The organism is Arthrobacter sp. StoSoilB5 (genome assembly GCF_019977235.1).
In the GTDB taxonomy this organism is placed as follows: domain Bacteria; phylum Actinomycetota; class Actinomycetes; order Actinomycetales; family Micrococcaceae; genus Arthrobacter.
In genome coordinates, this window is sequence record NZ_AP024646.1 from 801,544 (window position 1) to 827,608 (window position 26,065).

At 61.9% G+C, this 26,065-nt stretch carries 19 protein-coding genes, 3 tRNA genes and 1 riboswitch; of the genes, 10 read left to right on the forward strand and 12 right to left on the reverse strand.

Annotated elements, in window-relative coordinates:
* Position 1: 1 nt before the first annotated feature.
* Both LDN75_RS03850 and LDN75_RS03855 read right to left on the reverse strand, forming a co-directional pair.
* Positions 2 to 907 carry an ABC transporter permease gene (locus LDN75_RS03850; RefSeq protein ID WP_263422343.1) on the reverse strand — a complete coding sequence of 302 codons (906 nt, stop codon included), beginning with the start codon at positions 905 to 907 and terminating at the stop codon, positions 2 to 4.
* Positions 908 to 1,063: 156 nt separating this feature from the next.
* A complete protein-coding gene (locus tag LDN75_RS03855) occupies positions 1,064 to 2,701 on the reverse strand; it encodes an ABC transporter substrate-binding protein (protein WP_223935863.1) in 1,638 nt (545 codons plus the stop codon).
* Between the two features lie 336 nt (positions 2,702 to 3,037).
* On the opposite strand from LDN75_RS03855, the gene LDN75_RS03860 reads away from it, so the two are divergent.
* A complete protein-coding gene (locus LDN75_RS03860; protein ID WP_223935864.1) occupies positions 3,038 to 3,766 on the forward strand; it encodes a FadR/GntR family transcriptional regulator in 729 nt (242 codons plus the stop codon).
* Positions 3,767 to 3,920: 154 nt separating this feature from the next.
* Here LDN75_RS03860 and LDN75_RS03865 read toward each other — a convergent pair.
* Positions 3,921 to 3,994 (reverse strand) — tRNA-Arg (locus LDN75_RS03865).
* Between the two features lie 284 nt (positions 3,995 to 4,278).
* On the opposite strand from LDN75_RS03865, the gene LDN75_RS03870 reads away from it, so the two are divergent.
* Entirely contained in the window at positions 4,279 to 6,105 is a 1,827-nt protein-coding gene (locus LDN75_RS03870) for a phosphoenolpyruvate carboxykinase (GTP) (protein ID WP_223935865.1), read from the forward strand.
* Between the two features lie 98 nt (positions 6,106 to 6,203).
* On the opposite strand, the gene LDN75_RS03875 is transcribed toward LDN75_RS03870, so the two are convergent.
* The 4 genes from LDN75_RS03875 to LDN75_RS03890 form a co-directional block, all read right to left on the reverse strand.
* Positions 6,204 to 7,376, reverse strand: a complete 1,173-nt coding sequence (locus LDN75_RS03875) for a globin domain-containing protein (RefSeq protein WP_223935866.1) — start codon at positions 7,374 to 7,376, stop codon at positions 6,204 to 6,206.
* A 140-nt stretch (positions 7,377 to 7,516) separates the two neighbouring features.
* Positions 7,517 to 7,987: an Rrf2 family transcriptional regulator gene (locus LDN75_RS03880; RefSeq protein WP_223935867.1), complete on the reverse strand. Its 471-nt coding sequence runs from the start codon at positions 7,985 to 7,987 to the stop codon at positions 7,517 to 7,519.
* Between the two features lie 23 nt (positions 7,988 to 8,010).
* A complete protein-coding gene (locus tag LDN75_RS03885; RefSeq protein WP_223935868.1) occupies positions 8,011 to 8,466 on the reverse strand; it encodes a hypothetical protein in 456 nt (151 codons plus the stop codon).
* A 12-nt stretch (positions 8,467 to 8,478) separates the two neighbouring features.
* Positions 8,479 to 9,897 (reverse strand): phosphomannomutase/phosphoglucomutase, encoded by a 1,419-nt coding sequence (locus tag LDN75_RS03890; protein WP_223935869.1) that lies wholly within the window; start codon positions 9,895 to 9,897, stop codon positions 8,479 to 8,481.
* A gap of 141 nt (positions 9,898 to 10,038) precedes the next feature.
* Here LDN75_RS03890 and LDN75_RS03895 point away from each other — a divergent pair, with 141 nt between their 5' ends.
* Both LDN75_RS03895 and LDN75_RS03900 read left to right on the forward strand, forming a co-directional pair.
* Positions 10,039 to 12,204 carry a RecQ family ATP-dependent DNA helicase gene (locus tag LDN75_RS03895; RefSeq protein WP_223935870.1) on the forward strand — a complete coding sequence of 722 codons (2,166 nt, stop codon included), beginning with the start codon at positions 10,039 to 10,041 and terminating at the stop codon, positions 12,202 to 12,204.
* A gap of 140 nt (positions 12,205 to 12,344) precedes the next feature.
* Positions 12,345 to 13,778 carry an MFS transporter gene (locus tag LDN75_RS03900; RefSeq protein ID WP_223935871.1) on the forward strand — a complete coding sequence of 478 codons (1,434 nt, stop codon included), beginning with the start codon at positions 12,345 to 12,347 and terminating at the stop codon, positions 13,776 to 13,778.
* Positions 13,779 to 13,844: 66 nt separating this feature from the next.
* Here the strand turns inward: LDN75_RS03900 and LDN75_RS03905 are convergent.
* Together LDN75_RS03905 and LDN75_RS03910 are read right to left on the reverse strand one after the other, a co-directional pair.
* Positions 13,845 to 13,932, reverse strand: a tRNA-Ser gene (locus LDN75_RS03905).
* 77 nt (positions 13,933 to 14,009) lie between these two features.
* Complete coding sequence (locus LDN75_RS03910) at positions 14,010 to 16,277, reverse strand: prolyl oligopeptidase family serine peptidase (protein ID WP_223935872.1); 2,268 nt, start codon at positions 16,275 to 16,277, stop codon at positions 14,010 to 14,012.
* Between the two features lie 59 nt (positions 16,278 to 16,336).
* Between LDN75_RS03910 and LDN75_RS03915 the strand changes: the two genes are divergently transcribed.
* Positions 16,337 to 18,322 (forward strand): FAD/NAD(P)-binding protein, encoded by a 1,986-nt coding sequence (locus tag LDN75_RS03915; RefSeq protein ID WP_223935873.1) that lies wholly within the window; start codon positions 16,337 to 16,339, stop codon positions 18,320 to 18,322.
* Positions 18,323 to 18,396: 74 nt separating this feature from the next.
* Positions 18,397 to 18,495, forward strand: a riboswitch (glycine riboswitch).
* Positions 18,496 to 18,627: 132 nt separating this feature from the next.
* Entirely contained in the window at positions 18,628 to 20,115 is a 1,488-nt protein-coding gene (locus tag LDN75_RS03920) for an amino acid permease (protein WP_223935874.1), read from the forward strand.
* Positions 20,116 to 20,193: 78 nt separating this feature from the next.
* Here the strand turns inward: LDN75_RS03920 and LDN75_RS03925 are convergent, their stop codons facing one another.
* From LDN75_RS03925 to LDN75_RS03935, 3 genes are all read right to left on the reverse strand, one after another.
* On the reverse strand, positions 20,194 to 20,562 hold the full coding sequence (locus LDN75_RS03925) for a hypothetical protein (RefSeq protein WP_223937694.1): 369 nt from the start codon (positions 20,560 to 20,562) through the stop codon (positions 20,194 to 20,196).
* Positions 20,563 to 20,566: 4 nt separating this feature from the next.
* Positions 20,567 to 21,352: a VOC family protein gene (locus LDN75_RS03930; protein WP_223935875.1), complete on the reverse strand. Its 786-nt coding sequence runs from the start codon at positions 21,350 to 21,352 to the stop codon at positions 20,567 to 20,569.
* 221 nt (positions 21,353 to 21,573) lie between these two features.
* A tRNA-Ser gene (locus LDN75_RS03935) sits at positions 21,574 to 21,664 on the reverse strand.
* 102 nt (positions 21,665 to 21,766) lie between these two features.
* Here LDN75_RS03935 and LDN75_RS03940 point away from each other — a divergent pair.
* The 4 genes from LDN75_RS03940 to LDN75_RS03955 all read left to right on the forward strand — a co-directional run bounded on the left by LDN75_RS03940 (position 21,767) and on the right by LDN75_RS03955 (position 26,002).
* Positions 21,767 to 22,750, forward strand: coding sequence for an NAD(P)H-quinone oxidoreductase (locus tag LDN75_RS03940; protein WP_223935876.1), 984 nt, complete (start codon positions 21,767 to 21,769; stop codon positions 22,748 to 22,750).
* Between the two features lie 70 nt (positions 22,751 to 22,820).
* Positions 22,821 to 23,363, forward strand: coding sequence for a PadR family transcriptional regulator (locus LDN75_RS03945; RefSeq protein WP_223935877.1), 543 nt, complete (start codon positions 22,821 to 22,823; stop codon positions 23,361 to 23,363).
* Between the two features lie 153 nt (positions 23,364 to 23,516).
* Positions 23,517 to 25,811, forward strand: a complete 2,295-nt coding sequence (locus LDN75_RS03950) for a carbon starvation CstA family protein (protein ID WP_223935878.1) — start codon at positions 23,517 to 23,519, stop codon at positions 25,809 to 25,811.
* Entirely contained in the window at positions 25,811 to 26,002 is a 192-nt protein-coding gene (locus LDN75_RS03955) for a YbdD/YjiX family protein (protein WP_223935879.1), read from the forward strand. Before LDN75_RS03950 ends, LDN75_RS03955 begins: the two co-directional genes overlap by 1 nt.
* Positions 26,003 to 26,065: the final 63 nt, after the last annotated feature.

The window sequence follows — 26,065 nt, forward strand, 5'->3', positions numbered from 1 at the left end:
GCTATACCGTCCTGATTCGGGGGTTGATGAGCAGGTAGAGAAGGTCCACCACGATGTTCACCAGGACAAAGGTGACCGAGATGGTGAGCACCACGCCCTGAACCAGGTTGACGTCCAGGTTGGTGATGCCGTTGAGGATCAGCTGGCCCATGCCGGGCAGGGCGAAGATCATTTCAATCACGACGGCGCCACCCAGCAAGTAGCCGACGCGTAGTCCCAGCACGGTCACCGGGGTGACGAGCGCGTTGCGGAGGACGTTCTTGGAGACGACCTCGCGGTAGGGAACGCCGTTGCCGATGGCGGTGCGGACGTAGTCGCGGTCAAGCTCTTCCACCATGGAGGTACGCACCACGCGGATCAACGAGGCCGAGACGGGGATGCCGAGCGCGAGTGCCGGAAGGGCCATCGAGTTGAGCCAACCGCCAAAGCCTGATTCCGGCGTCGCAATTCCGCCTGAGGGGAACATTGGGTTGGCGCCCAGGGCGAACCACTGGATGAGCAGGATGCCGAGCCAGAACGACGGCGTGGCGATCGCGGCGATCGAGAAGACGCGGACCAACTGGTCCTGCCACTTGTCGCGGTAGAGGGCACCGAGGATGCCGAACGCGAGCGAAAGGACAATCGCGATGAGGACGCCCAGGAAGGTGAGCTGCAGCGTCAGCGGGAACGCCGAGCCGATCATGGAAGCCACCGACTTGGCCGGCGGGGTAGTGACGCCGAGGTCCAACTGCAGGAGCTTGCCGAGGAATCGGAAGTACTGCAGAACCAGGGGGTCGTTGAGGCCATTTTCCTGGCGGTATTGCTGCTTCGCTTCTTCGCTGGCGCCGTCACCGAGGGCGGAACTGGCCTGGTCGCCGGGAGCGGCCTGCAGGACGAGGAAGACGAGCAACGTAATGCCCAGGATCATCAATGGCAATGCTGCAAGTCTGCGGCCAAGCAAACGCAATATCGTGACCAATTTGTTCTCCGGTTAGTTGGGGGTGCTGCTTGTTGTGGGGCCTGCTCTGCGTGCTATTTGCGAATCTTGGGGCGCAGAGCAGGCCTCGCAACGGCTGGGAGTCGCCTAGGCGGTACGTCCGACGTCGATGAACGACAATCCGGTGGTAGGCAGGGGCTGGAAGCCGTTGAGCTTTTTCTCGTCCCAGGCGCTGGGAAGCTGGCGGTGGAGGATCGGGTACAGGGGGACCTCGTCCGAAACCATGTTCACGATTTCGGCGACGATCTTCTTTGCGTCGTCTCCGGAAGCTTGCGATCCCTTGTTCATGAGTTCCTGCAGCTTGCTGCGCTCAGGAGTGGTCCAGAAGGCGCGCTTCTCCATCCACGTGGCACCCGAGTAGAACCAGCTCAGGAGCAGGTCCGCATCGTTACCGAACACGGATGGATCACCGGGGGCAGCAACCACGGTGTAATCGCCCTTGCCCACGCGGTCGCTGTAAAGGGCGCCGGACTGCAGGCTCTTGACGGTGACCTTGACGCCCGGGATCTTGTTCCACGACTCAAGGATCAGCGGTGCAACGTCTTTCACCCAGGCAGTGTCCGTGGTGAGCAGTTCGAACTCGAGGTTGGTGACTCCCGCCTGCTTCAGCAGGTCCCCGGCCTTGGAAGTGTCAAAACCGTAGACGTTCTTGGCCTTGACGTAGTCCGGGTGGCCTTCCTGGAAATAGGAGCTGGCAGCCTTCGCGTTGCCGAAGAGGGCCTTCTTAATGATGGCTTCCTTGTCCAGGCCGTAGTGCAGGGCTTGGCGGACCAGCTTTTTGTCGAACGGTGCCTTGGCGCAGTTGAACATGAGGAACAGCAGGCCGAAGGACTGGACGGACTCCACCTTCACCTTGGACTTGAGGCCATCGACGTCCAGGTACGGAACGTCTTCAATGGCCTGCACACGACCGGACTGGACGGCGGTGACGCGGGCCGCGGCGTCCGAAAGCAACAGCCACGTCATGCCCTTGGCCAGCGCGGGCTTGGGGCCGTTGTAATCGGCGAAGGCTTCAAAGACGATCTTGTCGTCCTTGACTGCCGAGACGAGCTTGTAGGGACCGGAGCCGATTGGCTTGGCGTCGAAGGCCTTCAGGTCGGTCGCTAGTGCCTTGGGAACAATCTTGACCACCGAGATGCGGGGTCCGAAGCCCGGGAAGGCGTACTTAAGGGTGAACTCGACGGTCTTCGCGTCGAGCGGCTTGACGTCTTGGATGAAGGGGATGAACTGGGAAAACAGGGACTTGTTCGCCGGATCCATGACACGTGTAAAGGAGAAAGCGACGTCCTCGGTGGTGACGGGGGAGCCGTCGTGGAACTTGGCACCATCACGGATGGTCACCTGGTACGTGGTGTCGTTGATCTTCTTGGGATCCGTTGCGGCCAGTGCGTTGTAGGGCTGTCGGGTTGCCGGGTGCAGCTCGATGAGGCCTTCAAAGATGTGCAGGTTGGCTGCCATCGGCGTGGCGCCCGAGGAGCTCAGCGGGTCGAAGCCCGTGGAGAGAGCGTAGGAGATGCCTGCCTCGATAATGAGGTCCTTGTTCACGGCTGCCGTGTTCGCCGTGTTCCCTGTTGTGGTGCTGGCAGCGCCGCCGCACGCAGAGAGGGTTGCCGTGAAGGCGGCTGCTGCACCAACTGCGCCGCTTAGCTTCAGGAAGTTCCGGCGGCTGGCGTCGTTGACCAGCGGCAGGCTGTTGATCGTCTTGCTCATAAGGTGCCTCACCATTCGAGTTTCGTGGGTTATCGGATGTAGGACGTCCGATGCTCGTATTGAAACTGTAAGGGCGGTCACAAGGGGACGTCAAGTGAGAAATGGATCACGGTGAGGCTGCTTGGGAGGCCGGAGCGTGAAGAGTTCACGGCCATCCAGGCGCCAGGAGGCGGAATTCGCAACGAATTTCCGAGACATACTTATCAAGGAGGTGGGACATCCGATATTGTATGTTGCGAGTCACTCATTCTGTGGTGGGCACTAAGCTCGCCTCAATATTAACACCGCACTCCGTCCGCATCCGAGGTTCACAGGCTTCTGCGGGAAGAGTGCATTGGCAAGGAGAGCGCCATGACAACTTCCGGTGTCGTACCGCAAGCGCGGTTCAGTGCACAGGCCCGGCTGCGTGCATTGCAGTCGGACATTATGGAGCTCATCCTTGAGCGCGAGCTCGAGGCGGGGGATCCGTTGCCCACGGAGAGCGAGCTTTCAGTCGCCCTCGGTGTTGGGCGCAATACGTTGCGCGAGTCCCTGAAAGTGCTGCAGGCCCTGGGCGTGATCGAGATCCGCCACGGCTTCGGGATGTTCGTGGCGCCCAGCAACTTTGATGCTTTGGCTGATGGCCTGACATTCCGCGGCCGCCTTTCGCTCCGCCACCAGGGACTCGAAGCTTTGCAGCTGGTGGACGTGCGGCAGGCGTTGGAGTCCGGGCTGATCGGATCCTCCATTGATGTCATGACCAAAGAGCAATTGGCATCCATAGAGGAATCTGTGAAGCAAATGGAGGAGCTCGCGGCCGCCGGAGAGAACTTCGTCGCCGCTGACGCCGAGTTCCACCGCCGGCTCTTCGAGCCCCTCAACAACGATCTTCTGATCAACCTGATGGGGGTCTTCTGGAAGGTCTACCGGAAGATCCACGTAGAGATCGGCGCCGGCAACGAGGACCTGGCCAAGACAGCTGCCATCCATCGGAACATCTACGCTGCGGTTGCAGCGGGAGACAAGGTGCTCGCGGCCGAGCTGCTCAACCGCCACTTCGACGGCATCCGGCGCCGCATCACCGAGGCCGTTGGGGAGTAAGCGCCCCCACTCACGGCAAGGGCCGCCGTCGTACTTTTTCAGAAAGTACGACGGCGGCCCTTGCGTTTCTGCGCTCGGATCGCCCAACTGGGGGACAGTAGGTGTCGCTAAAACAAAAGACCCGCACCGGCTAACCGGTGCGGGTCTTGATCTGTGCGCCCAAAGGGATTCGAACCCCTGACCTTCTGTTCCGTAGACAGACGCTCTATCCAGCTGAGCTATGGGCGCATTTCGCGTGATTCTCGGCGGTCTGTTTCTCTGACCCCCTCGAACCTCAATAAACTTTACAGAAGTTCATGTGAAGTTCCAAATCGAAAAGCTGTAATCTACGCAACTAGACCGGTCTATGTGACCTTACTCACTTAAATCACCCTCCCATGAAACGGAAGTGTTGATTTCTAGCGGTTTTTCCTTTCGGGGCTTGCGGTCGTCCGATGTCTGACAGGGGATTGGTCTGGTCCGGGACCCCTATCGTTTAGGACACACCACTGAACCCGAGGAAGGGAACCGCAATGGGCGATCTGGCGCGACTGCCGCTGCTTGAGAAGGCACCTACTACGCATGCACGCCTGCTGGCCTGGGTTGAGGAAGTTGCCGAGCTGACTCAGCCGGACCGCATCCACTGGGTTGATGGCAGCGAAGCAGAAAACAAGAAGCTGACCGACGAACTGGTCGAGGCCGGCACCCTGAAGAGGCTGAACCCGGAAACATTCCCGAATTCCTTCGCGGCGTTCTCCGACCCCGCCGACGTTGCCCGCGTGGAAGAGCAGACCTTCATCTGCTCCGAGAATGAGCGCGACGCAGGGTTCACGAACAACTGGATGGCTCCGGCCGAGATGAAGCAGAAGCTGCGCGGACTGTTCGCCGGCTCCATGCGCGGCCGCACCATGTACGTCATCCCGTTCGTCATGGGCCACCTGGATGCTGAGGACCCGAAGTTCGGCGTCGAGATCACTGACTCCGCCTACGTCGTTGCCTCCATGCGCATCATGGCCCGCATTGGCACGGACGTCCTGGACCGCATTACCCAGACCGATGCATTCTTTGTTCCGGCCCTCCACTCGCTTGGCGCTCCGCTGGAACCCGGCCAGGCCGACGTCGCGTGGCCGTGCAACACCGACAAATGGATCGTCCACTTCCCCGAAGAGCGTTCCATCTGGTCCTTCGGTTCCGGCTACGGCGGAAACGCGCTGTTGGGCAAGAAGTGCTACGCGCTGCGCATCGCCTCCGTGATGGCCCGCGATGAGGGTTGGCTTGCCGAGCACATGCTCATCCTCAAGCTGACCTCCCCGGAGCAGAAGACCTACTACATCTCCGCTGCCTTCCCCTCGGCTTGCGGCAAGACCAACCTCGCGCTGCTGGACCCCACCATCAAGGGATGGAAAGTCGAAACCCTTGGCGACGACATCACCTGGATGCGTTTCGGCAAGGAAGGCGAGCTCCGCGCCGTCAACCCGGAAGCTGGCCTGTTCGGCGTCGCTCCGGGCACCGGCTGGGGCACCAACCCCAACGCCATGCGCGCCATCGCCAAGGGCAACAGCATCTTCACCAACGTTGCCCTGACCGATGACGGTGGCGTGTGGTGGGAAGGTATGACCGAGGAAACTCCGGCGCACCTGACCGACTGGCGCGGAAACTCCTGGACTCCGGACTCCGACGCCCCCGCCGCGCACCCGAACTCCCGCTTCTGCACGCCGATCGACCAGATCGACATGCTGGCTGAGGAATACTTCAGCCCGGAAGGCGTGGAGCTGTCCGCGATCCTCTTCGGCGGCCGCCGCAAGACCACCATCCCGCTGGTCACCGAGGCCCGCGACTGGTCAAACGGCATCTTCATGGGCTCCACTCTGTCTTCGGAGACCACGGCTGCAGCTGCCGGCGCCGTCGGCGTTGTTCGCCGCGACCCCATGGCCATGCTGCCGTTCATTGGCTACGACGCAGGTGACTACCTGAACCACTGGGTCAACCTGTCCGCCAAGGCAAACCCGGAGCGCTTGCCCAAGATCTTCCTGGTCAACTGGTTCCGTCGCACGGCCGAGGGCGGCTTCGCCTGGCCTGGCTTCGGGGACAACGCCCGTGTGCTCAAGTGGGCAATCGAACGCCTCGAAGGCAAGGCCGACGCCGTGGAAACCCCCATTGGCTTCGTCCCAACCGGCGAGTCGATCGACCTTGAGGGCTTGGACATGACTCCGGCCGAGGTCGAGTCTGCCGTGCGTGTTGACGCCGATGAGTGGGCAACCGAGCTGGCATCCATCGAGGAATGGTTCGCCAACTTCGGCGGATCCCTCCCGGCGGCACTGCAGTCCGAGCTGGATGGACTCAAGTCCCGCCTGGGCTAGACCTCTTAAGACAATGGCGTCTTAAGTGAACGACGACGGCCCGTCACCTTTCGCTGGAAAGGTGACGGGCCGCCGTCGTGCTTTGAGGGCTTCTTGCGTTAGTTCGCCAGCCAGACGTCCGGACCGAAGACCTCGTAGTGGATTCGGGTTGCCGGGATACCGGCGTCGATGGCTTCGTCGCGGATTTTCTTCATGAACGGCAGCGGGCCGCACAAGTAGAGCGAAGCATCTGCCGGCAGGTCGACTTCCCGCAGGGACATGAAGCCTTCGTTGGTGCCCTGCGCTTTGTTGCCGGGCTGCGGGGACTCCAGCCAGAGCTGCAGCTCCGCGTCAATGCTTGCCGCGTCTGCAGTCATTTGGCCGCTCAGGGCCCAACTGTCCATGGAGCGTTCGGCGTGAAGGACAAGAACCTGGCGATCTGTTCCGGCCTCAGCCAGGGAGCGAAGAATCGACGCCGTCGGCGTGCATCCGATGCCCGCTGATGCGAGCACAACCGGTCCTTCGCCGTCCTTGAGGGTGATCTCGCCATAGGGGTTGGAGATTTCCAGGACATCGCCAGGTTCGACTCCGGTATGCAGGGCGGTTGACACCTCGCCACCGTCGTTGAGCTTAGTGGTGAAGATCCGGCTGGTTCCAGCGTCGCCTGACAGTGAATACTGCCGCACCTGGCGCAGGCCGTCCGGGAGCGCGACCTTGACGCTGACGTACTGGCCGGGCAGGGCCGCTGTAACAGGAGTATCATCGGCGGGTTCCAAGGTGAACGTCATAGCGTCCTTGCCCGCCGGCATTTTCGCGACCACGCGCCAAGGCATCCACATTTTGTTGTTCGCCTGGGAAGCATAGAGGTCCTTTTCGAGCTTGATCAGGGCGTCTGCCATAAGCCAGTAAACCTCCGTCCATGCCTCGGCGATTTCCTGTGTGATGACGTCCGCCAGGTCAGCGGCGATTGCTGCGAAGAGGTGCTCGTAAACCACGCCGTACTGCTCTTCAGCAATGCCCAGTGAGGCGTGCTTGTGGGCGATCCGGGCCAGGACCTTTTCCGGGAGTGTGCCCGGGTTGTTCACAAGATGGCTCGCAAAGGCTGCAATGCTCCCGGCGAGTGCCTGTTGTTGGTCGCCAGAACGCTGGTTGGAGCGGCTGAAAAGGCCGTCCAGCAACTCGGGGTGTGCTGCAAAGAGGCGCTTGTAGAAATCGGCGGTGATGTCACTAATACGCGACCCGACCAGCGGAAGAGTGGCTTCAATGATGGGGCGGGATTTTTCCGAGAGCATGGTTCTCCTGGGGGTAGGGGCCCGGCTTGGTCGATCGGACCGTCACAATACAAGTATTTGAAATGCCTGTATTTACACCTCAATTTCTACTCCTTGTAGAAAAGATGTGCAAATCGGAGTGCCAGCCTATAGGCAGGTGGTCAGGGCAGGGTTGCGGGGGTCCTGAACTCGGGCCGGAGGCCGATCGTTTGGAAGACCGGATTCATTTGCCGGGCATGCGGCAGGGAGGAGATGACGACGGTGTCGAGCTCGCGATAGAACGCTTCGCGGGCGCGGTTCATGGCGTGGCGGAGACCGCACTCTGTGATGAGGGGGCAGTCGCGGTTGGGAGACTGGCATTCGGCTGGGTCCTGCCGACTGTCCAGGTGGCGAAGGAGTTGGCCAACAGTTGCTTGGCGCCCAGCTTCGTTCAGGCGCGAGCCACCAAGTCGGCCTCGTTCCACATCAATCAATCCAAGGCTACGCAATCGGACCATGGCCTTACTGACATGGTTATACGGAGTCCCTACAGCGTCGGCAACAGCCTGGGTTGTCAGCAACGTACCCTCAGGGGCGGAAGCCAACACCATGACGGCGCGGAGGCTCACATCTGCGAACGCGTTGATTTTCATGGCATCAGCTTACGCAGTCAGGTCTAGTCCACCCAGAGCGAGGGCTCATGGGTGTCAGGCTCCAGGGAGCCGAAGGCGAAGCCATCGGCTGTTTGGGCGTAGGGGATTACTGCTGCCATGACCCCGCCATCCCGGTGCTCGGCGGTGCCATGGATGCCGTCAGAGCCATGCTCGGGCAGTGCGACATCACTTGCGATGGCCACGGCCCGATAATCGTTCCGGCCCTGACGGAGCAATTCATGAACGTCCGTCAACATTGTCCCGGCATCAATGTGACCATCCTCGTCCGGTTCGCCTGGAGAAACCATGACAATCCGCACCTCACCCTCGTGCGAGAGCGTGATCCCGAAGGGAAGGAAGCCGCCATTCTGCAGTATGTGCTCCTGGGCAGTTCCCAAGGCCGTACCCAGAATCTCCCGGAGTTCACGCTCTTGGACAGTCCCGGTTGAAGCGGCATCATCGATGGGCTGCTCGCTCATGTTCGCCTGTCCTTATGCCCGGACGAGTGCCAGGACGCGGTCGCGGATTTTTTCCATGGTGGGGAGGTCCTTGGCTTCGGCGTTCAGGCGGAGGAAGGGCTCGGTGTTGGAGGGGCGCAGGTTGAACCACCAGCTCCCATCCGTGGCGGTGAAGGTGCTGCCGTCCATGTGGTCTATCTCGACATCATCGGCCTGGAAATCGAGGCGGACCCGCTCGACGGCGCCTGCTTTGTCTTCGATCTCGGAGTTGATTTCCCCAGAGGAAACGTAGGGCTCGTACTCGCGGCCGAGCTCGGACAAGGGACCATCTTGCTCACCGAGTGCTGCCAGGACGTGCATCGCGGCGAGCATGCCGGTGTCCGCGTTCCAGAAATCACGGAAATAGAAGTGGGCGGAGTGCTCCCCGCCGAACACGGCACCTTCTTCGGCCATGACAGCTTTGATGAAGGAATGACCGACCCGGGTCCGGACGGCCCGGCCGCCGTCCTTGGCCACGAGCTCGGGAACGGCCTTGGACGTGAGCAGGTTGTGGATGATCACCGGGGTCTGTTCACCTGCGGCCCGGGCGCGGGCGATCTCGCGGCGTGCGACCATGCCGGTGATCGCCGAAGGGGAGACGGGCTCGCCCTTTTCGTCGATCACGAAGCAGCGGTCGGCGTCGCCGTCGAAAGCCAGGCCGATGTCCGCGCCGTGCTTGATGACGGCGGCTTGGAGGTCGCGGAGGTTTTCCGGTTCCAGCGGGTTGGCCGGGTGGTTCGGGAACGAGCCGTCCAGTTCGAAGTAAAGCGGGATGATCTCGAACGGCAATGCTGGGAGGAGTTTGTTGCCAAGCACTGCCGGGGTGGTCAGCCCGGCCATACCGTTGCCGGCATCCACGACGATCTTCAACGGACGGGAACCAGAGAGGTCCACCAGCTGGCGCAGGTATTCGGAGTAGTCCTTCAACACGTCCCGGACGCCGATCTGCCCGCGCACCGCTGCGGCGGGGATGTTGCGTTCGTTCAGGTACTGCTCGGCGAGGGCCTGGATTTCCTTCAGGCCGCTCTCGGAGGAAATGGGTTGCGCCCCGGCCTTGGCCATTTTGATGCCGTTGTACTCGGCCGGGTTGTGGCTGGCGGTGAACGTGGCACCGGCTGCGTTCAGGGCACCGCAGGCGTAGTAAAGCTCGTCGGTGGAGATCAGGTCCAGCAACTGGACGTTGGCGCCCCGGGTGGCAGCACCGTTTGCGAAGGCCTGGCTGAATTCCGGCGAGGACGGGCGCATGTCCCCGCCAACAAGGACGGTTTCACCCTCAAGGCCCAAGACGTCGATGAAGGCAGCACCGACTGCCTCGACGATTTCGGCCGTGATGGATTCCCCCACGATGCCCCGGACGTCGTACGCCTTGAAGGATGCCGAGAGGTCGAAGTTCTTGTTCTGCTCGCTAGTCACGGGCTCAATCCTACTGTGGCGACGCAATTGAGCATGAACCGGGGTACCTGCTATGTGGAAAGCCAGTCCTATGGAAAGCCGCTATCCACATAGCCGGGGCACCGGGTTCTGGCTGTCAGGGGCTGCTGGAATACTGGGTCCATGGCCAACAATCCCCTAAATGCCGTCGTTTCCGTGGAATCCCCTACCCGTCAGCAGGCTTTGGCTTGTCTTCGCGAGCTTGTGGGGCACCCTGAAGCTGACTTCCATGACGGCCAGTTCGAGGCCATTGAGGCCTTGGTGGACGCTGGCCGCCGTGCGCTGGTGGTCCAACGCACTGGTTGGGGAAAATCAGCCGTCTACTTCGTCTCTTCCTTGTTGCTGCGCCGCAGGGGTGCCGGGCCCACGCTGATCGTGTCTCCACTTCTCGCGCTCATGCGGGACCAAGTGGCGGCAGCCGCACGGGCCGGAGTCCGTGCAGTAGCCATCAACTCTGCCAACGCACTTGAGTGGGACACTGTCCTGGCCCAATTGGCAGCTGACGAGGTTGACGTTCTCCTGGTATCGCCCGAGCGCCTCACCAATCCCTCGTTCAGGGAGAACCAGTTGCCCGAGCTGATCCGGAGGACCGGGTTGCTCGTCATCGACGAAGCCCACTGTATTTCGGATTGGGGTCACGACTTCAGGCCCGATTACCGGCGAATCGCGGATCTCATTGCGCAGCTGCCTGAATCCGTTCCAGTCCTGGCCACCACGGCTACTGCAAACTCACGCGTGGTTCACGATATCGAGGAACAACTCGGCGCCGGAGTCCTGACCATCAGGGGCGCACTTGGCCGTGAGTCGCTCCGGCTCGGCGTTCTCAATCTCGCAGACTCACGTGATCGCCTGGGTTGGTTGCTGACGCACCTGGCTGACCTGCCCGGCAGCGGGATCATTTACACACTGACTGTTTCAGCCGCAGAGGACACCGCCCGGCTTCTTTCCGAGGCTGGACACAACGTGTTGTCCTACACCGGCCGGACGGATCCGGCCGATCGCGAGCGGGCAGAACAACTCCTCAAGGACAACCAGGTCAAGGCGCTTGTGGCCACCTCCGCGTTGGGGATGGGATTCGATAAACCGGATCTCGGCTTCGTCATCCACCTCGGAGCGCCGTCCTCGCCGGTTGCCTATTACCAGCAGGTTGGCCGGGCTGGCCGAGGCGCAGCCAACGCGGACGTCCTGTTGCTTCCTGGCTCCGAAGACCGCGAAATATGGCAATACTTTGCCACCGCATCCATGCCTTCAGCCGAAAAAGCCGACGCCGTGCTGAGGGTGCTTGGTGAGGCCAACACGGCCACGTCCACCGTGGCGCTGGAGGCTCGCGTGGACCTTCGCCGTACGCCCCTGGAACTCCTCCTTAAGGTTTTGGCAGTTGACGGTGCAGTTGAACGCGTAGGTGGCGGTTGGCGGGCCACAGGACGGCCATGGACCTACGATGCCGAGCGCTATGCGCGAATCGCGGAGGCCCGGGTGGATGAGCAGGACTCCATGGTGATCTACCAGGACACCGCAGGTTGTCGCATGGAGTACATCACCTCCGTGCTCGATGACGAGTCCGCAGCCCCGTGCGGCCGTTGTGACAATTGCGCGGGACGCTGGTTCCCGGTGGACATTGCAGCTGCTGCGGTCGATGCAGCAGGCCAGACGCTCCGACGAGCCGGAATCGCGGTGGAGCCGCGGCTTCAGTGGCCCAGCGGGATGGAAAGGCTGGGCGTGGGGGTCAAGGGCAAGATCAAGCCGCATGAAAGCATCGCTGAAGGCCGCGTCCTGGCCAGGCTGACGGACCTTGGGTGGGGTGGCGCGCTCCGCGAGCTCTTCGGTGCCGGGGCCCCCGATCGTGCAGTGGACCCCGCGATGCTGCAGGCCTGCGTCCAGGTGCTGCGCGAATGGTCGGGGGCAGACGGCGGAGCAGCCTGGAGTGGGGTGGGTCGCCCGGCGGCAGTTGTCAGCATTCCCTCGAGGAGCAAGCCGCAACTTGTGGACTCCCTGGCGCAAGGAATCGCGGGCATAGGGCGGATGCCGTACCTGGGTCAGTTGCAGCCAGAGAATGGAGGTCCCACAGGATCCCGTGGCGGCAACAGCGCTTACAGGCTCGCAGGAGTGTGGGACCGCCTAGCCGTTGGCCCGGAGCTCGCGCAGGCGCTCGGAGGTATTGTCGGGCAGCCAGTGCTCTTGGTGGACGACCTCATCGACAGCCGGTGGACATTGACCATCGCTGCGAGGGCTCTCAGACTTTCCGGCGTGGGTGCGGTGCTACCGCTCGCCCTGGCTCAAGCGGGGTAGGGCTCAAGCGGGGTAGGGCGTCACGTGTAAGTGCTGAAAAGCGTCATGTTGTGAACGCTGCCAGTTTGCCTCTATAGGATCGAGCAAAACACACCCGCTGCCTGTCGCGGGCCACCCAGCCGAAAACCTGGACCGGAGCCATGAGCACAAACCCGAGCAACACGGACGTCGAAGCGGCCAACGAAACCAGTTGGCGCCCGCGATTGGCCTTGTTGGTGGCGGCAACATTCTTCATGGAGTTTCTCGACGGGACCATCCTCACCACGGCCATTCCCAGCATCGCATCAGATTTCCGGGCGGCACCGGCTGACATCAACATCACCATGACTGCGTATTTAGTGACGGTTGCAATGGGCATCCCGTTGAGCAGTTGGCTTGCCGAGCGGTTCGGCGCGCGCAGGATCTTCTGTCTGGCCATATCTGTGTTCACCGTTGCTTCCCTCCTCTGCGCAGTCAGCACCGACTTGACCATGCTGACGTTCAGCCGGGTGGCGCAGGGGATGGGCGGGGCCATGATGGTTCCTGTGGGCACGCTGGTGGTATTGCGGGGCACCCCCAAATCTGAACTTCTCCGTGCCACTGCCTACTTGGTGTGGCCCGGCCTCCTTGCTCCGGTTTTGGCTCCAATGGTGGGCGGAGCCCTCACAACTTTCCTGTCGTGGCACTGGATCTTCATCATCAACGTCCCACTCGGCCTGGCCGCCTTCATCGCCGCGCTCAGGTTGGTGCCGCAGACACATTTTGATGCCCAACGCCGCCTTGACTGGTTTGGCCTGCTGCTGACTACTGTCGGCGTGGGGTCCCTTGTAGTGGGTCTGGAAACGTTGGGTGGACATGCATCCAATGTGCTGGCCGTCGTGGTGGTCATCGCGGGGGTCATGTCTCTGGCAGGTGCCGTCTGGTGGATGAGCAAAGCAAGTGTTCCGCTGTTCAACCTCAGCGTGTTCGGCACCAGGACTTTCAGGGCGACATCCACGGGCGGTTTCATTTACCGGCTGACCATCAGTTCGGTCCCGTTCCTGCTGCCTTTGATGTTCCAGGATGGATTTGGCTGGGATCCCCTGAAAGCCGGAGTCATGGTGGCTGCGGTTTTCGTGGGCAACATCGGGATCAAGCCAGCCACCACGCCCCTGATAAGGCGCTTTGGGTTCAAACCGGTTCTGGTCTTTGCATCGTTCGCGTCAGCCGTGACGTTTGCCTTGTGTGCGTTGCTGGATGCCCAAACACCCGAGCCCATTATTTTCGCGTTGTTGCTGTTCAGCGGGGCCTTCCGATCCATAGGCTTCTCCGCCTATGCTTCCGTGCAGTATGCCGACATTGGGCCGGAACAGTTGCCCTCGGCCAACGCGATCTCGGCGACGCTCGTCCAGTTGGCGGCTGCGGCAGGGATCGCCGTGGGTGCTTTGTTCCTGAGGCTGTTCGAGGCAACGGACGTGCTTGGGGCGGACCAGGTGTCGGCCTATAAGGGGGCCTTCATAGCCATGGCTGTGCTGATGCTGGCCAGCACTGTGGACAGCCTGGCCCTTCACCGGCATGCTGGCGCCGAAGTCAGCCACGGAGCGAAGCACAGCTAAGCCCAGCGCGGCGGAAGGGCTGGGTTAAACGCAAAAGGTCCCGGTTCGAAAACCGGGACCAAATCGCGGAGACGGGGGGATTTGAACCCCCGGTGGAGTTGTGCCCCACACTTCATTAGCAGTGAAGCCCATTCGGCCGCTCTGGCACGTCTCCATTTGCTATTGCTAGCCCACCAAGGATACGCAGAACGTGCCGTCCAGTGCAAAACCGCCGCCGATGAGGAACGACCGTCAGTTGCTCCCGGCCAACGCGCGCCAGAGAAAGTGGTTGCTTCTCGCTTGGAGCGCGGCGGCCTGTCGGTTGTCCGAGGCGCCCGCGTGCCCGCCTTCGAGTGCTTCGTGGAACCAGACATTCGGGATACCCATCGCCTGCATCCGGGCTGCCATCTTTCGGGCTTGAACGGGGCCTACCCGATCATCCGAGGTCGCGGTCCAGATGAACGTTTCGGGGTACTCGACGCCGTCGTGAAGCAGGTGATAGGGCGAGAACGTACGGATGAAATCCCACTGCTCAGGCACATCGGGGTCTCCGTACTCCGCGATCCATGAATATCCGGCAGAGAGCTTGGTATAGCGGCGCATGTCCAGCAACGGCACGCCGCAGGACACCGCACCGAACAGCTCGGGGTACTGGGTCAGCATGTTGCCCACCAACAGGCCGCCGTTGGACCCGCCCACGCAGCCGAGCCGACGGCGGCTGGTCACGCCGCGGGAAATCAGATCCTGCGCCACGGCAGCGAAGTCTTCGTAGGCCCGGTGCCGCTTTTCCTGCAACGCTGCCCTGTGCCACGAGGGTCCGTATTCGCCGCCACCGCGGATGTTCGCAACGACGTACACGCCCCCGCGTGCGTGTGAGCCGGACCCGTCTGCCAAGGCAGCGGCGGAAGTGCGACGCTCCAGCCAAGCCCTGCCAATGGTGCCGCTGTAGGCAGGCGTGCGGGAAACTTCGAAGCCTCCATAGCCGGAAAGCTGAGTGGGATTTTGTCCGTCCAGGACCAGGTCCTTGGATGCCACCTGGAAGTAGGGGACTTTCGTCCCATCCGCCGAGACAGCGAAATGCTGCTGGACCTCATAGTCGCCGTCATTGAAGAACGACGGCGATCGCTTCACCACGGCGTGCTGGCTGGTGACCCCGGCAGCCGGTCCGGTAACGGATGAAGCCGCCGGCCCTGCAGTGAGGGTCCCTCGGGTGAGGGTAGTGGGCGTGGTGAAGCCGGTGGCGATCAACCAGTAGTCATTTCCCGCGCCGGAGTCGGAATCGTCTTCATCGTCCACGGCGTACGCATTGACGTCGTGAAGCGGCGGACAGGCGTCCAGGACGGTGGCAACCCAGCCGCCGTCGGAATCCACGCGGGAAGGGTCCAGCACCCTGATCTCGGAAGAGACGTCGCGCAGCAGGTTAAGCAGCAGATAGTCCTTGGTCCAACTCCATGACTGCAGGGAAGTGTGGTGGTCAGGGGCAAACAGCACCACGAACTGCCGCGATCCGGCCAAATAGCCCTCGAAGTCAGCGGCCAGCAAGGAACCGGAGGGGTAGGTAGCACCGGACACGTCCCAGTCCTTCTGCGGGCGGAACATCAACCATTCGCGGTGCGCGCTGATGTTCACATCGGTGGGAACATCGATGGCAACCCATGAGTCCTCGCGCAACAGCCACGTAGTGCGGTTATAGAAGTCGATGTAGTCGACGGCGAAGGTCCGTTCGAAGCCCGGGGTCGAGTCATGTGCCACCATGGCCAGCATGTGGTCTTCAGGGATGTCGAAGATCCGCTCGGCCTGGGCAAGGGACTGGCCGCGACGCAGCTTCACGCCGGTTCGGGCGTACGACGAGGTAGTTGCAGGCAACCCCTCTGCCGTACTGGACACCAGCAGCGTGTCCGCGTCCAGCCAACTCACGTTGCCTTTTGCCGTGGGCACATCGAATCCGCCAGCGGCAGGGTCAACAAAGGTGCGGGATTCGACGTCGAACTCGCGGTGGCGGTTGGCGTCGCCGCCGTCGGGGGATAGCGAAACCATGGCCAAGCGGTACTCGTCGCCGTCCAACGGACGGAGGAACCCAGCCCCATGGAACACCCACTCGACGCCTTCTGCGGCGGCCAGGGCATCGATGTCCAGCAGCACGTCCCATTCGGGAGCCTCGGAAACGTAACTTTCCCAGGTAGTACGGCGCCAAAGGCCCTTGGGGTGCTCCTGGTCCTTCCAGAAGTTGTAGTAGAAATCGCCGCGTTTGTTCACCATGGCGATCCGGTCAGTTGAATCCAGGACCTCCAGGATGCCGGCTTCAACCGCTGCGTAGTCTGCGTCCTCCAGCAAATCTTCGGTTCGCGCGTTCTGTTCGCGGACCCAGGCAAGCTGTTCTTCGCCGTGAATGTCCTCCAACCACACGTTCTCATCCGTGGGTTCGGGCGCGATTGCCGCAGCGTGGCGAGGCCCGGACTTGGTCCCCAGATCAGTGTCGTTGTCAGGGAGGGGCGTCTGATCAGCTTCTGTGGTGGTCATCGCCCCATCCAAGCAACACTTTTCAACGGGAAGCAAGTCACAGGAAGTTAGGCTTGAGCGTGGCTAAATCGCAAATCAACCGTGTTGCCCTGATTGGGGCCGGCCCCCGGGGCACAAGTGTCCTTGAGCGGTTGCTCGCGAATTGGGTTGCGGGGGCCACGAACCGGGCGAACCAGAGCGATACTGGGCAGCGCCCACTGCACATCCACGTTGTGGATCCTTTCCCCGCAGCATCCGGCCATGTGTGGCAGCCGGAGCAGTCCAGGCTGTACTTGATGAACACCCAGGCCTTCTATCCCACTCTCATTCCTGAAGACCCCAAGCTCGCTCCGCCCCTGGCAGGCGGTTCCTTCGACCAGTGGCGCGCGGCCCGGCGTCGTGATGGGCAGGGCCTGAACGACGCCGAAAAGGCGGAGTTGGCTACACTCGAGTCCCACGATTTTCCCAGCCGGGCGCTCTACGGACGGTACCTGCGGCAGACTTTGGCGGAACTGCTGAAGCGGATGCCCGACGGCGTGGAGGTAACCTTCCATGAGACGTCCGCCGTGGCGGCGCGCCCGGTTCCGGTCAACTCGACCGCCACGATGCGGCAAGCGTTCGACGTCGAACTGGCCGACGGTACTACACTCACCGTCGGCTCGGTGGTCCTCGCGTTGGGACACATCGAGTCACGTTTGAATCCGGAGCAGCGTTCGTTCCAACGGGCCGCCGATGAGCACGGCCTCCTCTACTTCCCGCCTGCACCACCGGCCGACGTCGACTGGCAGCGGGTGCCGGACAACGAGCCTGTCCTGGTGCGTGGCATGGGACTGAATTTCTTTGACGTCATGGGCCAGCTGACCGAGGGGCGCGGAGGCAAGTTCGTTGAAGCGGGCGTACCGGGAGCCGGAGTTCTCGAGTACCGGCCGTCGGGCAGGGAACCCCGGATTATCGCAGCGTCCCGGCGCGGCACACCGTACCGGGCCAAGGCTGGGTTGGTGGGGTATTACCCCCGCAGCGTCACCATGCGCTACCTGACTGAAGCGGCGGTGGACCGGTTCAGGGCAGCCGGTATCCAGCCCGGATTCGACCACGATCTTTGGCCGCTCCTGCACCGCGACGCCTTGTGGGCCTATTACTCCACCCTTGCCAGGTCGCAGCCTGCCGCCATCCGCGATGCGGCGCAGTTCCTCGCGGACCTTGAGGATGCGTTGCAGCCCCACGCGCACACCACCGCCAACTGGGAAAGCGACGTTGCCGCCTTGGTGGACAAGCACGTGGTTGCCTCCCGTCGACTGAATGTCCGCGGACTCGCTGCGCCGTTGGCCGGGCGCACTTTCGCGTCCCGCAAGGAGCTGGATCTGGCAGTAACCGCCTACCTTGACGACGACGCACGACGCTCAGCCCTGGGCGAGGCGGATCCCGTGAAAATGGCCATCGGCGCCCTCCACACGGGCAGGGCGATCCTCAAGTCCGTTGTGGCAGACGGGGGAATCACGGACGAATCGTGGGTGGCTGAACTGCGTGGATGGTTCGAATCGTTCGTTGAGCGCCTTGCAAGCGGAGCCCCGGCACTGCGTTCGGAGCAGTTGGCAGCTTTGGCGCGTGCCGGCGTCGTTGGTTTCGTTGGCCCCGACCCGAAGTTCAGCGTGGATAGAAGCGCTAAGGTTTTCCGTGCGGTTTCGCCCTGGGTCCACGACGGGCCCGCCGAGGCACCTACTTTGATTGAAGCGATGTCGCCGGCCAACCGGGTGGGCATTAATATTTCCCCGCTACTGGAGCAGCTCATGGCCGACGGCCTTGTGCGGACCAAAATCATGATGAGTGCCGAGGGCACGCCGGTACAAACAACGGGCTTGGATGTGGAACCGCACCCGTACAGACCTGTAGCTTCCAACGGCTCGGTGACTGAAGGCATGTATGTTTTGGGCCTCCAACTATCGGCGACCCAGTGGGGAACAGCCATTGCTGCAGAGGCGCGTCCTGCGACGGGGAAGGCGTATGCCAGCGGCCAGCGAACCCTGCGGGATGCCGACGAAATCGCTCGAAGTATTCTGGGCAGCTAGTTGCCTTCGGTTGCGATGAGTCCAACGCTTCGCTAGTGTGTGAGCTGCATCACCGGCAAGGTGGTGCGCGCTTTTGATCTGCGGCGGGAGAGTCCTGCCGGTACATCCCGTCAGGCGCCGTAGGAGCAAACCCTCCCCAGGAATCTCTCAGGCCCATGTACCGCCGCGGCGAGGCAACTCTGGAAAGCAGTCCGTCATCCGGGCTCACCGAAGGTGCAAGCAGGCCATCCCTGCGGAAACTCTCAGGTCCACCTACAGAGCGGGGAGGAACCCGAATCATCGTGGCACCCTGTGCCGCCTGAACAATGGAGTTCCTCTTGACGATTCAGCGCCCATCATCCGCCGCCTCCGGTCCAGCAGACTCGCCACATCTCGAACGCCAACTCAGTAACCGCCACATCCAGCTGATCGCCATCGGCGGTGCGATTGGCACCGGCCTGTTCATGGGCTCTGGAAAGACGATTTCTGCTGCCGGTCCCTCCGTGATTTTCGTGTACATGATCATCGGCTTCATGCTGTTCTTCGTCATGCGGGCCATGGGCGAGTTGCTCCTGAGCAACCTGAATTACAAATCCTTCAGCGACTTCGCAGCGGACCTGCTGGGTCCTTGGGCCGGGTTCTTCACCGGCTGGACCTACTGGTTCTGTTGGGTCATTACGGGCATCGCGGATGTGATCGCGATCGCCGGGTACTCCAAGGAGCTCTGGCCTTCCCTTCCGCTCTGGGTACCCGGATTGATCACCATCGGCATCCTGCTGCTCCTTAACCTGGCTACGGTGAAGGCGTTCGGCGAGACCGAGTTCTGGTTCGCCCTCATCAAGATCGTCGCCATCGCAGCCCTCATCATCGTCGGCCTGTTCATGATTTTCAGCGGCTTCCAGTACGACGCCGGACCGGCCAGTTTCACCAACCTGTGGAGCCACGGTGGCTTCTTCCCGAACGAATTCATGGGCTTCGTTGCCGGTTTCCAGATCGCCGTGTTCGCGTTCGTGGGCATTGAACTGGTAGGCACCACGGCCGCCGAGGCCAAGGACCCGGAGAAGAACCTGCCCAAGGCCATCAACTCGATTCCGATCCGCGTGCTGCTGTTCTACGTTGGCGCGCTCATCATCCTGATGTCCGTCACTCCGTGGACCCAGTTCGCCGCCGGCCACAGCCCGTTCATTGCCATGTTCTCCCTGGCTGGCCTGGGAGCCGCGGCGACCATCGTCAACCTCGTGGTTCTGAGCTCCGCTATGTCTTCGGCCAACTCGGGTATCTATTCCACGTCCCGCATGGTCTACGGGCTGGCCCAGGAAGGCGACGCACCCGCCGTTTTCGGGGCATTGTCCGGACGCAAAGTACCCCGCAACGCACTGTTCCTTTCCTGCGTTCTCCTGCTGTCCGGCGTCGTCCTCATGTATGCCGGCCAGGACATCGGCAAGGCGTTTGACATGGTGACCACTGTGTCCGCGGTCTGCTTCGTCTTCGTATGGTCGATCATCCTTGCCAGTTACCTGGCCTTCCGGAAGCGTCGGGCGCACCTGCACGATGCCTCCGCGTTCAAGATGCCCGGTGGCATAGCCATGGTGTGGGTGGTCTTCGCATTCTTTGCGTTCGTGCTCTGGACCTTGACCACACAGCCGGACACTTTTGCGGCGCTGCTGGCCACGCCGGTGTGGTTCCTGATCCTGGGTGTCGCTTGGTTCGTCCTGCGTCGCCGCCCGGCGCACCTGGCCCGCTACGCAGCGTTCCAGGCCGAGTTGGAGCAGGATTCCAGGCGCACGGCGGAGCCTGAGCTCGCCAAGAAATAACTGATAACCAGAAGGCAGGCCCCTCACGACGTGTCATCCGTGAGGGGCCTGCTTCATTCGGTCATGGCAAAGGGGTGCCTAGCCCCTCAGGCACTTCTGATATTCCAGCCAGGCAAAGGCATACCGGAGCCAGCCGACGATGTCGTACCACTTGTCGGGCTTGACCGGCGGAATGCATTGCGGCGGGTTCGTGCCGCTCCCGGCGACCGTCACCAGGGCCTTCACTACGGTCCCGGATTCGACGGCGGTGATCGGGTTGCCGTCGCGGTCGTTGTAGTAAACGCAGCCGTTGAGTTGATCTCCAGTGGTGGGGAAGTAGTTCAGCACATTGAAGGAAGCCAGCTTGAGGTTGCCGCCAACGTCGCGGGACCCTCCGGCCGTGACCCCGTGACCCCGTGAAGCTGGCAGGCTGGACCGCTTCCGCGTTGGCCGGGCTGAGCGGTTCAAGGGTTTAGCTGGTCTGGTCCAGGTTCTGGATCACCTTGAAAACGGCACCCGTAGGGTCCGACAGTGTGGCCAACCGCCCGAAGGGAGTGTCTTCTGCCGCTTCCATGACGGTTGCGCCCAGAGCCAAGGCTTGTTCCACTGTGGCGTCCGTGTTGTCCACCGCAAAGTACACGCTCCACATGGAGGGAACCTGCTCCGGGAGGAAACCGCCGGCGTCCATGATGCCGGCCTTGGCATTATCACCAGCGCCAAGGGTGGTGTACCGGAATTCCGGAGTATCGCTCATGACGGCGGTTTCCCACCCGAAGACGTTTTGGTAGAAGGTGACTGCAGACTCATAGTCCTTGGAGAGTAGCTCGTGCCACGCCGGGGCGCCGGACTCTGCGGCCAGTTCAAAACCCTTCATTTCACCGAACTGCCAGGCACCGATTGCGGCTCCTGACGAGTCGCCATACATTGCCATGACTCCTTGTTCAGGGACATCCATCGGTTCCATATAGACCTGGCCGCCGTGGGCGGCAGCGGCCTCCGTGGTGGCTTTGATGTCGTCGGTGCGCAGGTACGTTGACCAGACATCGGGCATGGCACCCATGTCCGGCTGCTTCTGCATGATTCCCGCAACCATGCGTCCGTCTTTGGACGCTGTGATGTAGCCGCCGTACTTCTCCTGGTCGCCCGTCTCGTATGTCCAGCCAAAGAGTGCGTTGTAGAAGGACTTGGCTTTTTCAGTATCGGATGTCATCAGATCAATCCAGCACGGTGCGCCGGGGGTGATGTCAGGCGTAGGCATTAATGAGGCTCCTGTGTTTGCTCCGCAGCGAAAGCTACGGCTGTTTGTCAGCGGTTGTGAGGACAAGCAGAACACTATGCGGGGGCTATGACAGTTTCAATGATCTTCTGGGTGTCAGTTCTCAGATCCGGATTAGGGCCCAAACGCCAAGCCGGTCTTTAGCCAAAGTTGCCCCGGTTTAAGCCAAAAATGCCCCGGGTCCGTGAACCCGGGGCATCTGCTGGCGGAAGGTAAGGGATTTGAACCCTTGGTACGGGGTTACCGCACACTGGTTTTCAAGACCAGCTCCTTAGGCCGCTCGGACAACCTTCCCTGCCTAGTAGTGTTTCATAGGGAGTTGGCTGTTCCAAAACATCACGTTCTCCAGTCCCTGCCCCGGGCCTGGATGTACAAGCAAGAAACCGGGAGTTCGTCATGAAAGCCGTCTATATTTCTGAACCAGGCGGACCCGAAGTCCTCGAAGTGCGCGACGTACCGGCCCCGGTGCCGGGCGAGGGCGAGGTACTGATCGACGTCGTGGCCGCGGGCCTGAACCGCGCGGACGTCCAGCAGCGCCGCGGCTTCTACCCACCACCGCCTGGCGCTTCGGAGATTCCAGGGCTGGAGGTCTCCGGCCGGATCGCGGCTTTCGGACCCGGTGTCACCAAAGCCTTCTCGGTGGGCGACAAAGTAGTAGCGCTGCTGTCGGGCGGGGGTTATGCCCAGCAGGTCGCCGTGCCCGCAGAACAGGTACTTCGACTTCCCGAAGGTGTGGACCTTGTCACCGCTGCAGCACTGCCCGAGGTGGCGGCAACCGTGTATTCGAACCTCATCATGACTGCCCAGCTCCAACCGGGGGAGACCGTGCTCATCCACGGCGCCACCGGCGGCATCGGCACCATGGCCATCCAGCTTGCAAAGGCATACGGTGCCAAGGTTGCCACTACCGCAGGCTCTGACGAAAAAGTCGGCACCGCCAAGGCCTTCCTCGGTGCCGACATCGCCATTAACTACACCGAGGAAGACTTCCCTGAAAGCCTCAAGGCACAAAACGGCGGCAAAGGCGCAGACGTGATCCTCGACGTCGTCGGCGCCAAGTACCTGCAACAGAACATCGAAGCGCTCGCCGACTACGGCCGGCTTATTGTCATCGGCCTGCAGGGCGGGACGAAAGCGGAGATAAATCTGGGCCAGCTCCTGAGCAAGCGGGCCGCCGTCATCGGCACAGCCCTCCGGCCGCGCCCGGTGGCCGAAAAGGGAATCATCATGTCCGCCGTACGGGAAGTCGTCTGGCCGATGCTCGCCGATGGCCGCATCAAGCCCCTGGTTGCGAAATCATTTCCTCTGGACCGTGTCCGCGAGGCACACGAATACTTTGATTCCGGCGAGCACGTAGGCAAGGTCCTGTTGCTCCTCTGACCCGTCGCCACAGCCCGTTCCACGCAGGACGTCCGTACAAGCAGCCAATTCCCAAGAAGCAAGGAGCCTCATGTCCATCCGGCACAGCCTGCTGGCCCTGCTTCAGGACCAGCCACGGTATGGCTATGAGCTGCGCGTGGAATTCGAGGACCGTACGGGTGCTGCCTGGCCGCTGAATATCGGTCAGGTGTACACAACCCTGGACCGGCTTGAGCGGGACGGCCTTGTCAGCAAAGACGGCGACGACGGCGGCGGCCACGTCGTTTACAGCATCACCGACGCCGGGGTTGCCGAAGTTGCGGCCTGGTTTGAAGGGGCGGTGGACCGCGACAACCCGCCGCGGAATGAGATTGCCATCAAGCTTGCGCTGGCCGTGACGCTGCCCGGGGTGGACGCCTCGGCGGTGATCCAGTCCCAGCGCGAGGTTTCGGTTCGGGCCCTGCACGAACATACGCAAGCACGGAAAGCTGTCTCAGCCAACCAGCGGTCCTCTGATACCGCATGGCTCTTGGTGCTCGATTCCCTGATCTTTCAAGCCGAGGCGGAAGTGCGCTGGCTGGATCTTTGCGAGGCACGGATGATCCAGTCGCAGGGCAACAGAGGGCTGAATTAGTACGCCCACCGCAGGGGAACTACCGTTCACCGCAAGCTCGCTGGGGTTCAGGTGTCGCCACCACCTCCGGCATGTCCTCATTGTTAGCGTGCCCTGACTGTTCAGCGCACCCGCGGCCACCACCGCAGCAGTTCTCAAGGAGGAGACACGGGCATGACCCCTGACCACACAGAAGCTGACCAAACAGAAGCTGACCAAACAGAAGAAGTGAAGGGGCTCGATCCTGCGCTGCCCCCAACGGCCGTGGATGAAGCCGTGCTGGAAGCTGAGGACCGCAGGTGGACTCCGGCGAGGATCGGAATCTGGGTGGCGATTTCCCTGCTGGGGGCCGTGGCCTGGTTCATGCTGGCATTGGTCCGCGGCGAGACCGTCAACGCTATCTGGTTTGTTTTCGCGGCGGTCTGTACGTACCTGATCGGCTACCGCTTCTATTCGAAGGTCATTGAGCGGTATCTCCTTAAGCCCAATGACCGCCGCGCCACTCCGGCCGAATACAAGGCTGACGGCAAGGACTACGTTCGCACTGACCGCAACGTCCTGTTCGGCCACCACTTCGCCGCCATTGCAGGTGCTGGACCCTTGGTTGGCCCGATCATTGCAGCCCAGATGGGCTATCTCCCCGGCACTATCTGGATCATCATCGGCGTCGTTCTTGCCGGTGCTGTGCAGGATTACTTGGTCATGTTCTTTTCCATGCGCCGTGGTGGCCGCTCACTGGGCCAGATGGCTCGTGAGGAACTCGGCGTCATTGGCGGCACAGCGGCGCTCGTGGCAACGCTGCTCATCATGATCATCATCGTGGCCATTCTTGCCCTCGTGGTGGTCAACGCCCTGGGCGAAAGCCCATGGGGCGTGTTCTCGGTGGGCATGACGATTCCCATCGCACTCTTTATGGGCGTCTACCTCCGCTACCTTCGTCCTGGCAAGGTCATGGAAGTGTCCATTATCGGCTTCATTTTGTTGATGGCAGCGATCATTGGTGGCGGGGCCGTAGCCGGCACGGAATGGGGCGCGGCCCTGTTCCATCTGGACAAGGTCACCATCGCCTGGGGCATCATCGTCTACGGTTTCATCGCGGCCATCCTGCCCGTGTGGTTGCTCCTTGCGCCGCGCGATTACCTGTCCACATTCATGAAGATCGGCGTAATCGTGATGCTCGCCGTCGCCATCATCGTGGTCCGCCCGGAAATCAGCGTTCCGGCGTTCAGTGAGTTCGCGGGCCGTGAGAACGGCCCCGTCTTCTCAGGATCGCTCTTCCCGTTCCTCTTCGTCACCATCGCGTGTGGGGCGTTGTCCGGCTTCCATGCGCTCATCTCGTCCGGGACCACGCCCAAACTGATCGAGAAGGAACGCCAGACGCGGTTCATCGGCTACGGCGGGATGTTGATGGAATCCTTCGTGGCAATCATGGCGCTGGTGGCTGCCATCTCGATTGATCGCGGCATCTACTTCGCCATGAACGCACCTCTGGCACTTACCGGTGGCACCGTTGAATCGGCCGCGCAGTGGGTAAACAGCCTTGGCTTGGCCAATGTCAATATCACTCCGGACCTTTTGGCGCAGACTGCCAAGGACGTGGGGGAAGAGAGCATCATCTCGCGCTCGGGTGGAGCCCCCACGTTGGCGGTAGGCCTCGCCCACATCATGCAGCAGTTCATTGGAGGGCCCGCAATGATGGCCTTCTGGTACCACTTCGCCATCATGTTCGAGGCACTCTTCATCCTCACGGCAGTGGACGCAGGAACCCGCGTTGCCCGCTTCATGCTTCAGGACTCCATCGGCAACTTCGCCCCCAGGTTCAAGGACGCCGCATGGCGCCCGGGCGCTTGGCTGTGCACGGCCATCATGGTGGGAGCCTGGGGCGCGGTACTTTTGCTGGGCGTCACGGATCCCCTTGGCGGTATCAATACGTTCTTCCCTCTGTTCGGCATCGCGAACCAGCTCCTGGCAGCCATTGCCTTGGCGGTGTGCATGGCCATCGCGGCCAAGCGCGGGGCCTTCCGTTATTTGTGGATAGTGGCAGTCCCCCTGGCCTTCGCCGCCGTCGTCACCATCACGGCCAGCTTTCACAAGATCTTCTCTCCGGTTCCAGCAGTGGGCTACTTTGCCAACAACCAGGCATTTGCTAAAGCCCTGGCAGATGGCAAAACGGAGTTCGGGACTGCCAAGACGGCCGCAGCCATGGAAGCGGTGGTCCGCAATACGGCGATTCAAGGCGTGCTTTCGGTCATCTTTGTCGCATTGAGCATCGTTGTGATCATCACGGCCGTAGTGGCAACCGTCAGGGCCTTCCGTGCTGGTGGCGGGAAGGACCACGAAGACCCGGCTGTGCCATCCAAGGTGTTTGCCCCTGCCGGACTCTTCCCGACGCCTGCCGAGAAGGAGTTGCTCGCCGAGTGGAATGCCTTGCCGGCCGGGCAAAGGACACAAAGGGCAGGGCATCACTAATGCATGCCGTCGTGAGGGGTTTCCGAGGTTTCGCCGCGTACATGGGCTCGCTCATGGGCGCAGACGCTTACCGGAAGTACCTTGAGCACTTCACGTCCACGGGCCACTCTGGTCCCGCCATGACAGAACGTGAGTTCTGGCGGGACCGGATGGACCGGCAGGACAGCAATCCACAGGGCCGCTGCTGCTGACGTGCAGTTTCGCTACGAACGAAGTCCAAATTCCGGTTCTGGACATTGGTTCCCGTAGCCCAC